Origin of the sequence: Escherichia sp. E14S1, from assembly GCF_004211995.1 — a bacterium.
Taxonomy (GTDB): domain Bacteria; phylum Pseudomonadota; class Gammaproteobacteria; order Enterobacterales; family Enterobacteriaceae; genus Escherichia.
Genome location: NZ_RHJQ01000014.1, coordinates 187249 through 198957 on the forward strand (window position 1 = coordinate 187249; position 11709 = coordinate 198957).

An 11709-nucleotide genomic window follows, 5' to 3' on the forward strand; every position below is an offset into this window, starting at 1 on the left:
TCCCCTACTTGCTCCTGGACGCCCGCTTATGCGGGCGTTCTGCTTTTTGTGTTGTACCCGAATGCGACGTGCGGGTACAAACACGAGGTCGCTCAATCAAGCCGGTATTCATCTGCGGTCAGAAACTTCAACTACGCATCGAATAATTCAAATTTACCCCACCAAAAAAACAGCATTTAACGCCATCATAACTCAAACAATCAGCATGATTAGCTGGTTATTTTTTGCTGAGATAGTGCATTAATGCATTCATTGCATCAATATTAAGAATTTTAGACATGTGTAAACTCTTTCGCGCGCAATCACTTACGCGTTCATACTTTTCATGATGGTATTGAAAGGCTAAAAATTATGAATACAACAACACCCACTGGGATGCTGCAACAACCTCGCCCATTCTTCATGATCTTTTTTGTCGAACTATGGGAGCGATTCGGTTACTACGGCGTGCAAGGCGTCCTGGCCGTTTTCTTCGTTAAACAGCTCGGCTTCTCACAAGAACAGGCTTTTGTCACCTTTGGTGCCTTCGCTGCGCTGGTCTATGGCCTTATCTCGATCGGTGGTTATGTTGGCGACCATCTGTTAGGAACTAAACGCACCATTGTCCTTGGGGCAATTGTTCTGGCGATGGGCTACTTCATGACCGGGATGTCGCTACTCAAACCAGACCTGATATTCATCGCGCTGGGAACAATCGCTGTCGGCAACGGCCTGTTTAAAGCCAACCCGGCAAGCCTGCTTTCGAAGTGCTATCCACCGAAAGATCCACGTCTCGATGGCGCTTTCACCCTGTTCTATATGTCGATCAATATCGGCTCGTTGATTGCGCTGTCGCTAGCACCGGTTATCGCTGACAGATTTGGCTATTCCGTCACCTATAACTTATGCGGAGCAGGATTGATTGTCGCGCTACTGGTTTACATCGCCTGTCGCGGAATGGTGAAAGATATTGGTTCTGAACCAGATTTCCGACCGATGAACTTCAGCAAATTGTTGTACGTGCTGATGGGCAGCGTGGTGATGATTTTCGTTTGCGCATGGCTGATGCACAACGTGGAAGTCGCCAATCTGGTACTGATTGTTCTCTCTATCGTCGTGACCATTATCTTCTTCCGTCAGGCATTCAAGCTGGATAAAACCGGGCGCAATAAGATGTTTGTCGCCTTTGTGCTGATGCTTGAAGCGGTAGTGTTTTACATCCTCTACGCCCAGATGCCAACGTCGCTGAACTTCTTTGCTATCAACAACGTGCATCATGAAATTCTCGGTTTTTCCATCAACCCGGTGAGCTTCCAGGCGCTTAACCCGTTCTGGGTGGTACTCGCCAGCCCAGTTCTGGCAGGCATTTACACGCATCTGGGTAACAAAGGCAAAGACCTCTCCATGCCGATGAAATTTACTCTCGGTATGTTTATGTGCTCGCTAGGCTTTTTGACAGCCGCCGCAGCGGGAATGTGGTTTGCAGACGCCCAGGGGCTGACATCGCCATGGTTTATCGTGCTGGTTTACTTATTCCAGAGCTTAGGTGAACTGCTTATTAGCGCCCTGGGCCTGGCAATGATTGCCGCTCTGGTGCCACAACATTTGATGGGCTTTATTCTCGGGATGTGGTTCCTTACGCAGGCTGCCGCGTTCTTGCTGGGCGGCTATGTGGCAACATTTACCGCAGTACCAGACAACATTACCGACCCGCTTGAGACGCTGCCTGTCTATACCAACGTGTTTGGTAAGATTGGTCTGGTTACACTGGCCGTTGCAGTAGTGATGCTGTTGATGGTGCCGTGGCTGAAACGCATGATTGAGACGCCGGAAAGCCATTGATTATTCTTGCAGAAAACAGGGTAGCGATAACGCTACCCTGTTTTACTTTTATGCCGGTGTACCCGCATAAATATCAAAGCGATGCCCTTTGGTGACAACCGCGTTTGGCGTGGCGACATTCGCCAGCGGCGGCGCGTAGTCCGGGCGCTTTACCACCACACGTTTGGTCGCCAGCAGCCGCGCAGGATCCAGCAACCCATCGGCGTCGAGATCCGGCCCCACCAGCGACTGAAACACGCGCATCTCTTTTTTCACCAGCGCGCTTTTCTGCTTATGCGGGAACATCGGATCGAGATAGACCACCTGCGGGCGCGGGGTAATATCAGTCAGCGCCGTCAGGCTGGAGGCGTGGATCAGCTGCAAACGCTCCTGCAACCAGCCGCCGATCTCCGCATCCGCATAACCACGCGCCAGGCCATCGTCGAGCAATGCAGCAACCACTGGATTACGCTCCAGCATCCGTACGCGGCAGCCGACCGAAGCCAGCACAAAGGCATCGCGCCCCAGCCCTGCGGTAGCATCGACGACATCCGGCAGATAATCGCCTTTAATGCCCACCGCTTTCGCCACCGCCTCACCGCGACCACCGCCGAATTTGCGGCGGTGCGCCATCGCTCCGCCAACAAAATCAACAAAGATGCCGCCAAGTTTTGGCTCATCGCGCTTGCGCAGTTCCAGATGCTCCGGCGTTAACACCAGCGCCATCAGGTTGTCTTCATCATGTTCCAGCCCCCAGCGGGCCGCCAGAACAGATAAGGCGCCGTCTCCGGCGCCCGTTTCATCAATTAAGCAGATTTTCACTGAATGATCAGCCCTTAATGCCGTAATGCTCCAGCATCGCATCCAGTTGCGGTTCACGACCACGGAAACGTTTGAACAGATCCATCGGCTCTTCTGAACCACCACGGCTCAGAATATTGTCGAGGAACGACTGCCCGGTTTCACGGTTGAAAATGCCCTCTTCCTCAAAACGCGAGAAGGCATCTGCTGCCAGCACATCGGCCCACAGGTAGCTGTAGTAGCCTGCCGCATAACCACCGGCGAAAATATGGCTGAAAGCGTGCGGGAAACGGCCCCATGACGGAGACGGTACCACGGCAACCAGTTTCTTGATTTCTGCCAGAGTTTCGAGGATTTTCGCTCCCTGATCCGGGCGGAACTCTGCATGGAGGCGGAAATCGAACAGGCCGAACTCCAGCTGACGCAGAATAAACAGCGCCGCCTGGTAGTTCTTCGCCGCCAGCATTTTATCCAGCAACTCTTTCGGCAGCGGTTCGCCGGTTTCATAGTGACCGGAGATAAACGCCAGCGCCTCAGGCTCCCAGCACCAGTTTTCCATAAACTGGCTCGGCAGTTCGACCGCATCCCACGGCACGCCGCTGATCCCGGAAACACCAGCGGTTTCAATGCGGGTAAGCATATGATGCAGGCCGTGACCGAACTCGTGGAACAGGGTGATCACTTCGTCGTGGGTAAACAGCGCCGGTTTGCCATTTACCGGGCGGTTGAAGTTACAGGTCAAATACGCGACCGGTTTTTGCAGCGAACCGTCTGCTTTACGCATCTGGCCTACGCAGTCATCCATCCACGCCCCGCCGCGCTTGTTCTCACGGGCATACAGGTCGAGGTAGAAGCTACCGCGCAGTTCGTTGTTTTCGTCATACAGTTCGAAGAAACGTACATCCGGATGCCAGACATCAACATCTTTACGCTCTTTAGCGGTGATTCCGTAAATACGTTTCACCACTTCAAACAAGCCGTTAACCGCTTTGTTTTCCGGGAAGTACGGACGCAGCTGTTCGTCACTGATGCTGTAAAGATGCTGTTTTTGTTTTTCGCTGTAGTAAGCGATATCCCACGGCTGCAACTCATCGACGCCAAATTCGGCTTTGGCGAAGGCGCGCAGCTGCGCCAGCTCTTTTTCGCCCTGCGGACGCGCGCGTTTTGCCAGATCGGTTAAGAAATCCAGCACCTGCTGCGGGTTTTCTGCCATTTTAGTGGCAAGGGATTTAAAGGCGTAGTTTTCAAAGCCCAGCAGTTGCGCCAGTTCGTGACGCAGCGCGAGGATCTCCTCCATCACCTTGCTGTTATCCCACTTACCGGCATTCGGCCCTTGATCGGAGGCGCGGGTGCTGTAAGCGCGATACATCTCTTCACGCAGAGCCTGGTTGTCGCAGTAGGTCATTACCGGCAGGTAGCTTGGGATATCCAGCGTCAGCAGGTAACCTTCCAGTTCTTTCGCTTCGGCCTGGGCTTTTGCCGCAGCCAGCGCGCTTTCTGGCATACCCGCCAGCTCAGCTTCGTCGGTAACGAGTTTGGTCCAGCCCATCGTCGCATCAAGGACGTTGTTGCTGTACTGGTTGCCCAGCTCGGAAAGACGGGTAGCAATTTCGCCGTAACGCTGCTGTTTCTCTTTCGGCAGACCGATGCCAGAGAGTTCGAAGTCGCGCAGTGCGTTATCAACCGCTTTTTTCTGCGCCGTATTCAGCGTGGCGTAATGATCGCCATCGCGCAGGTCGCGATACGCTTTATACAGCCCTTCATGTTGCCCTACCCAGGTGCTGTATTCTGACAGCAGCGGCAAGGTTTGTTCGTAGGCTTCGCGCAGTTCCGGGCTATTTTTCACCGAGTTCAGGTGGCTGACCGGGGAGAAGATACGCCCCAGCACATCGTCCACTTCCGCCAACGGCTGGCAGAGATTTTCCCAGGTGTACGGTGCCCCTTGCGCTACTACGCGCTCCACATTTTCGCGGCAGTCGTTCAGCGCCTTAGTCACGGCTGGAACCACATGTTCCGGGAGAATTTTAGAAAACGGTGGCAATTCAAAGGGAGTCAGTAACGGATTCGTCATAGGTACAGTCCTGGTTAAAGAGGGGAACAAAACGCTCACAGGCGCTTTCGCCGGGTGTGACACAAAGCATCTCATCCGGCGCGTAATGGCAATAGCATGGGGTTAAGTGTAGTGAATTTCAATGAGAAACGTTACGCTTTCGCGGCGGCGGCCTCTTTTCGGTATACTGTCCTGATAGGCTTTTGTGCGCCCCGAATACGGGCCGATTTTTACTTACCGGAACACCTTTACCCATGCTCAGTTATCGCCACAGCTTTCACGCTGGCAACCACGCCGACGTCCTTAAACATACCGTTCAGAGCCTGATCATCGAGTCGCTGAAAGAGAAAGATAAACCGTTTCTCTATCTCGACACCCACGCAGGCGCCGGGCGTTATCAGTTAGGCAGCGAACATGCCGAGCGTACCGGCGAATATCTCGAAGGTATCGCCCGTATCTGGCAGCAGGAGGATTTGCCTGCGGAGCTGGAGCCGTACATCAATGTGGTAAAACACTTCAACCGTAGCGGTCAGTTGCGTTACTACCCCGGTTCGCCGTTGATTGCTCGCCAGCTACTGCGCGAACAAGACAGCCTGCAACTGACCGAGCTGCACCCGAGCGATTACCCGTTGCTGCGTTCTGAATTTCAGAAAGACAGCCGTGCGCGCGTGGAAAAAGCCGACGGTTTCCAGCAGCTTAAGGCCAAGCTACCGCCGGTTTCCCGCCGTGGTTTAATCCTTATCGACCCGCCGTATGAAATGAAAACCGACTATCAGGCGGTGGTCAGCGGGATAGCAGAAGGTTACAAACGTTTCGCCACTGGCACTTACGCATTGTGGTATCCAGTAGTGCTGCGCCAGCAAATTAAGCGCATGATCCACGACCTGGAAGCGACCGGCATTCGCAAAATTCTGCAAATTGAACTGGCGGTGCTGCCAGACAGCGATCGCCGTGGCATGACCGCTTCCGGCATGATTGTGATTAACCCGCCGTGGAAGCTGGAACAGCAGATGAATAACGTGCTGCCGTGGCTGCACAGCAAACTGGTTCCGGCTGGCACCGGGCACGCCACCGTAAGCTGGATCGTGCCGGAGTAATTGCAGCCATTGCTGGCACCTATTACGTCTCGCGCTACAATCGCGGTAATCAACGATAAGGACACTCTGTCATGACTAAACACTATGATTACATCGCCATCGGCGGCGGCAGCGGCGGTATCGCCTCCATCAACCGCGCGGCTATGTACGGCCAGAAATGCGCGCTGATTGAAGCCAAAGAGCTGGGCGGCACCTGCGTGAACGTCGGCTGCGTGCCGAAAAAAGTGATGTGGCACGCGGCGCAAATCCGTGAAGCGATCCATATGTACGGCCCGGATTATGGTTTCGATACCACTATCAATAAATTCAACTGGGAAACGTTGATCGCCAGCCGTACCGCCTATATCGACCGTATTCATACTTCCTATGAAAACGTGCTCGGTAAAAATAACGTTGATGTAATCAAAGGCTTTGCCCGCTTCGTTGATGCCAAAACGCTGGAAGTAAACGGCGAAACCATCACAGCCGATCATATTCTGATCGCTACCGGCGGTCGTCCGAGCCACCCGGATATTCCAGGCGTGGAATACGGTATTGATTCTGATGGCTTCTTCGCCCTTCCTGCTTTGCCAGAGCGCGTGGCGGTTGTTGGCGCGGGTTACATCGCTGTTGAGCTGGCGGGCGTGATTAACGGCTTGGGCGCGAAAACGCATCTGTTTGTGCGTAAACATGCGCCGCTGCGCAGTTTCGACCCGATGATCTCTGAAACGCTGGTTGAAGTGATGAACGCCGAAGGCCCGCAGCTGCACACCAACGCCATCCCGAAAGCGGTGGTGAAAAATGCCGATGGCAGCCTGACGCTGGAGCTGGAAGATGGTCGCAGTGAAACGGTGGATTGCCTGATTTGGGCGATTGGTCGCGAGCCTGCCAATGACAACATCAACCTGGAAGCCGCTGGCGTTAAAACCGACGAAAAAGGCTATATCGTCGTCGATAAATATCAAAACACCAACATTGAAGGTATTTACGCGGTGGGCGATAACACGGGTGCAGTGGAACTGACACCGGTGGCAGTTGCAGCGGGTCGTCGTCTCTCTGAACGCCTGTTTAATAACAAGCCGGATGAGCATCTGGATTACAGCAACATTCCGACCGTGGTCTTCAGCCATCCGCCGATTGGTACTGTTGGTTTAACGGAACCGCAGGCGCGCGGGCAGTACGGCGACGATCAGGTGAAAGTGTATAAATCCTCTTTCACCGCGATGTATACCGCCGTCACCACTCACCGCCAGCCGTGCCGCATGAAACTGGTGTGCGTTGGACCGGAAGAGAAGATTGTCGGTATTCACGGCATTGGCTTTGGTATGGACGAAATGTTGCAGGGCTTCGCGGTGGCGCTGAAGATGGGCGCAACCAAAAAAGACTTCGACAACACGGTTGCCATTCACCCGACAGCGGCAGAAGAGTTCGTGACAATGCGTTAAATGTTAAAGGGCTAAGAGTAGTGCGCTCTTAGCCCTTAATTACGTTTCCGCTATCAGTTCAGAAGCTGAAGCAGAAAGCGGATCAGTTCCAGCAGCGCAATTAACGCTCCAAGAACGATGATTGCTTTGTCAATCACCCGTTTTCTCCATGCGATGGAGTGAGAATGCATCCGCTTACTCATCCACTGCCTGTCACGGCGCATGCCCCATTGTTAGATAATGGCATTCTCACTCCGGCCAGAGCATCAGTTAACGGCACCACCCGTACCACTGATCAGGACTTTGAAAGCGTTTATGCGCATTGCCAGAGTGAAAATGCCTCAGAGCTAACTGGATAATCATACAGTGAAATTAGGCTAAATAACCAGCATAACCTTGCAATGTATCCTTTAAGGTAATAGCATGGAAAAGTTAGATGATGGCATTCTCACTCCAGCCAGAGCCACCAACTCAGGCTGAAGAGTAAAAAAACCGACGCAAAGTCGGTTTTTTTACGTCCTGATTCAGACCGCCTTTCAAATGAATACCCAACTCAAAATTCACACCTGTTACCTTCCTCTGCACTTACGAATTCGCTAAAACATATATGTTTTTGACTTATCCGCTTCAAAGAGAGACACTACTGACCATAATCAGGAGCGCAATATGTCATTTCTGTTACCCATCCAACTGTTCAAAATTCTTGCCGATGAAACCCGTCTGGGCATCGTTTTACTGCTCAGCGAACTGGGAGAGTTATGCGTCTGCGATCTCTGCACTGCCCTCGATCAGTCGCAGCCCAAGATCTCCCGCCATCTGGCGCTTCTTCGTGAGAGCGGGCTATTGCTGGACCGCAAGCAAGGAAAGTGGGTTCATTACCGCTTATCGCCGCATATTCCATCGTGGGCGGCGAAAATTATTGATGAGGCCTGGCGGTGTGAGCAGGAAAAGGTTCAGGCGATTGTCCGCAACCTGTCTCGACAAAATTGTTCCGCAGACGGTAATAACATTTGCAGTTAAAAAATTTATCCAAACACATATGGATTTTCGCATGTGTTTTATCCGGGAGGCATTATGTTACTGGCAGGCGCTATCTTTGTCCTGACCATCGTATTGGTTATCTGGCAGCCGAAAGGTTTAGGCATCGGATGGAGTGCAACGCTCGGCGCAGTACTGGCGTTAGTTACGGGCGTGGTACATCCGGGTGATATTCCGGTGGTGTGGAATATCGTCTGGAACGCGACGGCTGCGTTTATTGCCGTCATTATCATCAGCCTGCTGCTGGATGAGTCCGGCTTTTTTGAATGGGCGGCGCTGCACGTTTCACGCTGGGGCAATGGACGCGGTCGCTTGCTGTTTACCTGGATTGTCCTGCTCGGTGCCGCCGTTGCGGCCCTGTTTGCCAATGATGGCGCGGCGCTTATTTTGACGCCGATTGTCATCGCCATGCTGCTGGCTTTAGGGTTCAGTAAAGGCACTACGCTGGCGTTCGTGATGGCAGCGGGATTCATTGCCGATACCGCCAGCCTGCCGCTTATCGTCTCCAACCTGGTGAATATCGTTTCCGCAGATTTCTTTGGCCTCGGCTTTCGCGAATACGCCTCGGTAATGGTACCGGTGGATATCGCCGCGATACTGGCTACCCTGGCGATGTTGCATCTCTATTTTCGCAAAGATATTCCGCAGAACTACGATATGGCGCTACTGAAATCTCCCGCCGAAGCGATTAAAGATCCTGCTACGTTCAAAACTGGCTGGGTTGTTTTACTGTTTCTGCTGGTGGGATTTTTCGTCCTGGAACCACTCGGCATTCCGGTAAGCGCCATTGCGGCAGTGGGCGCGCTGATATTATTTGCCGTCGCTAAACGCGGTCACGCGATTAATACGGGTAAGGTGCTGCGCGGTGCACCCTGGCAGATTGTCATCTTCTCGCTCGGCATGTATCTGGTGGTTTATGGCCTGCGCAATGCCGGATTAACGGAACATCTTTCTGGCGTACTCAACATGCTGGCGGATAACGGCCTGTGGGCCGCGACGCTCGGCACCGGATTCCTCACCGCCTTCCTCTCTTCTATTATGAACAATATGCCAACGGTGCTGGTTGGCGCGTTATCCATTGATGGCAGCACGGCATCTGGCGTTATCAAAGAAGCGATGGTTTATGCCAACGTGATTGGCTGCGATTTGGGGCCGAAAATTACCCCGATTGGTAGTCTGGCAACGCTGCTCTGGCTGCACGTACTTTCGCAGAAGAATATGACAATCAGCTGGGGATATTACTTCCGTACAGGAATTATCATGACCCTGCCTGTGCTGTTTGTGACGCTGACCGCGCTGGCGCTACGCCTCTCTTTCACATCGTAATGAGATACTGATATGAGCAACATTACCATTTATCACAACCCGGCCTGCGGCACGTCGCGTAATACGCTGGAGATGATCCGCAACAGCGGTACAGAACCGACCATTATCTATTATCTGGAAACACCGCCGACGCGCGATGAACTGGTCAAACTCATTACCGATATGGGGATTTCGGTACGCGCGCTGCTGCGTAAAAACGTCGAGCCATATGAGGATCTGGGCCTTGCGGAAGATAAATTTACTGACGATCGGTTAATCGACTTTATGCTGCAATATCCCATCCTGATTAATCGCCCGATTGTGGTTACACCGCTGGGAACTCGTCTGTGCCGCCCTTCAGAAGTGGTGCTGGAAATTCTGCCAGATGCGCAACAAGGCGCGTTCACCAAGGAAGATGGCGAGAAAGTGGTTGATGAGGCGGGTAAACGATTAAAATAAACAAAGGGGGCGGCTGCGCCCTCTCATTATTGACAAAAAATACATAATTTCGATCGTGCAATTTCAGTAACTTATTGATATCCATGCAGGACGGATAAACAATGTTTTTTTAATGAACAGATAAAATGAGTCATATAATAAGTGTTTTTAAATTGAAGGTCCCCAAAGTTAAAATTACGAATGGCTTGCATATCTAACATTTATAAACCATTATCATCACATCAATAACAATCTTTACACCATGTGCCATTAGAAATAAGAGCCGCCTTATAATATCCCATATTATAAGGAGACACATAATAACATCACACATCAATGCTTTCCGGATCTCATCTGCAAGGATATAAATATCAGACAGGTTTGCGTTACTATCAGGCATATCACCTGAAAATCAGATGAAAACCATAAAGAAATATCTATTATGGTTTTAACATTTGTTGATAAGGATAGTAACATGAACAAGTCAAAAGGTGCTCTCATCGTCAGCCTTGCATTATTGCTTGCCGCGTGTAGTTCTATTCCACAAAATATCAAAGGTAATAACCAGCCTGATATCCAAAAAAGTTTTGTTGCTGTTCATAACCAACCAAATTTATACGTTGGTCAGCAGGCCCGCTTTGGCGGTAAAGTCATTAACGTCATTAATGGCAAAACCGATACATTGCTAGAAATCGCCGTATTGCCGTTGGATAGCTATGCGAAACCTGACATTGAGGCCAACTATCAAGGGCGACTGCTCGCCAGACAAAGTGGTTTCCTTGACCCAGTAAACTACCGTAACCACTATGTCACCATCCTCGGAACCATTCAGGGCGAACAACCTGGCTTTATCAATAAAGTCCCATATAACTTCCTTGAAGTGAATATGCAGGGGATTCAGGTGTGGCATTTACGAGAAGTGGTGAACACAACCTATAACCTGTGGGATTACGGCTACGGCGCATTCTGGCCAGAACCCGGCTGGGGCGGCACTCCTTACTATACCGATGCGGTTAGCCAGGTAACGCCAGAACTGGTCAAATAACATTACCTGAAGATGCAGATATTGATGAGATATCTGCATCTTTGAACACATTCAATTAATGTACAGCAAGCTAATTAGTATAATTACAAGCCCTGACCTTTTTATTACCTTTGGCAACCTGATTATAAAGTTAATGTTCGCAAAGGGAGTCGGTTATGTTTCTTATAATTACCAAAGACACTATGTTTTTCACCGCGATGAAAAATATTGTAAGTAAAGGTAATGTCGTTCATATACAGAACGAAGAAGAGATTGACTTAACGTTGCATCAGAATGCCTTAGTAATTATTGATACATTAATGAATAATGTATTCCACTCATCAATGCTCAACAAAATTGAACGCCTGCGGCCTGTTCATGTCATTGTTTTCTCGCCGTTTAATATTAAACGCTGTCTGGGGAAAGTTCCGGTAACCTTTGTCCAGAGAAATATTACGATTATTGACTTCATCGCACTGCTCAATGGCAGTTATTGCTCTGTACCTGAAGCAGACGTGTCACTCTCGCGCAAACAGCATCAGGTTCTGAGCTGCATTGCGAATCAAATGACGACAGAAGATATTCTGGGGAAACTAAAAATATCGCTGAAAACATTCTACTGCCATAAACACAATATTATGATGATCCTCAATCTTAAGCGGATCAATGAGCTGGTACGTCATCAACATATTGATTATCTGGTCTGAAATCTCCAGCTAATATTTATAAAGAGGCCCGGCGACAGCCAGACCT

General features: G+C 50.8%; 12 protein-coding genes. 9 read left to right on the forward strand and 3 right to left on the reverse strand.

The features are described from left to right. The first annotated feature begins 351 nt into the window (after positions 1-351). Complete coding sequence (gene dtpB, locus D9734_RS17200; protein WP_130209158.1) at positions 352-1821, forward strand: dipeptide/tripeptide permease DtpB; 1470 nt, start codon at positions 352-354, stop codon at positions 1819-1821. A 48-nt stretch (positions 1822-1869) separates the two neighbouring features. Here dtpB and rsmJ read toward each other — a convergent pair whose 3' ends face one another. Continuing rightward, positions 1870-2622: a 16S rRNA (guanine(1516)-N(2))-methyltransferase RsmJ gene (gene rsmJ / locus D9734_RS17205; RefSeq protein ID WP_130209160.1), complete on the reverse strand. Its 753-nt coding sequence runs from the start codon at positions 2620-2622 to the stop codon at positions 1870-1872. Between the two features lie 7 nt (positions 2623-2629). Next, entirely contained in the window at positions 2630-4672 is a 2043-nt protein-coding gene (gene prlC, locus D9734_RS17210) for an oligopeptidase A (protein ID WP_001298719.1), read from the reverse strand. A 233-nt stretch (positions 4673-4905) separates the two neighbouring features. Here prlC and rlmJ point away from each other — a divergent pair, with 233 nt between their 5' ends. Continuing rightward, on the forward strand, positions 4906-5748 hold the full coding sequence (gene rlmJ, locus D9734_RS17215; protein WP_130209162.1) for a 23S rRNA (adenine(2030)-N(6))-methyltransferase: 843 nt from the start codon (positions 4906-4908) through the stop codon (positions 5746-5748). A 71-nt stretch (positions 5749-5819) separates the two neighbouring features. Then, positions 5820-7172 (forward strand): glutathione-disulfide reductase, encoded by a 1353-nt coding sequence (gorA, locus tag D9734_RS17220; RefSeq protein WP_130209164.1) that lies wholly within the window; start codon positions 5820-5822, stop codon positions 7170-7172. Positions 7173-7225: 53 nt separating this feature from the next. Here gorA and dinQ read toward each other — a convergent pair whose 3' ends face one another. Next, positions 7226-7309 (reverse strand): damage-inducible type I toxin DinQ, encoded by an 84-nt coding sequence (gene dinQ, locus D9734_RS17225; protein ID WP_001295215.1) that lies wholly within the window; start codon positions 7307-7309, stop codon positions 7226-7228. A gap of 27 nt (positions 7310-7336) precedes the next feature. Here dinQ and D9734_RS23255 point away from each other — a divergent pair, with 27 nt between their 5' ends. The 6 genes from D9734_RS23255 to D9734_RS17250 all read left to right on the forward strand — a co-directional run bounded on the left by D9734_RS23255 (position 7337) and on the right by D9734_RS17250 (position 11663). Then, positions 7337-7510 carry a hypothetical protein gene (locus D9734_RS23255; RefSeq protein WP_165383292.1) on the forward strand — a complete coding sequence of 58 codons (174 nt, stop codon included), beginning with the start codon at positions 7337-7339 and terminating at the stop codon, positions 7508-7510. Between the two features lie 307 nt (positions 7511-7817). After that, positions 7818-8171, forward strand: coding sequence for an As(III)-sensing metalloregulatory transcriptional repressor ArsR (gene arsR, locus D9734_RS17230; protein WP_130209166.1), 354 nt, complete (start codon positions 7818-7820; stop codon positions 8169-8171). Positions 8172-8225: 54 nt separating this feature from the next. Further along, entirely contained in the window at positions 8226-9515 is a 1290-nt protein-coding gene (arsB, locus tag D9734_RS17235; protein WP_130209168.1) for an arsenite/antimonite:H(+) antiporter ArsB, read from the forward strand. A 12-nt stretch (positions 9516-9527) separates the two neighbouring features. Further along, positions 9528-9953, forward strand: a complete 426-nt coding sequence (gene arsC / locus D9734_RS17240) for a glutaredoxin-dependent arsenate reductase (protein ID WP_130209170.1) — start codon at positions 9528-9530, stop codon at positions 9951-9953. Positions 9954-10407: 454 nt separating this feature from the next. Further along, on the forward strand, positions 10408-10977 hold the full coding sequence (slp, locus tag D9734_RS17245) for an outer membrane lipoprotein Slp (RefSeq protein WP_130209172.1): 570 nt from the start codon (positions 10408-10410) through the stop codon (positions 10975-10977). A 155-nt stretch (positions 10978-11132) separates the two neighbouring features. Further along, positions 11133-11663 (forward strand): LuxR C-terminal-related transcriptional regulator, encoded by a 531-nt coding sequence (locus D9734_RS17250; protein ID WP_130209174.1) that lies wholly within the window; start codon positions 11133-11135, stop codon positions 11661-11663. Positions 11664-11709: the final 46 nt, after the last annotated feature.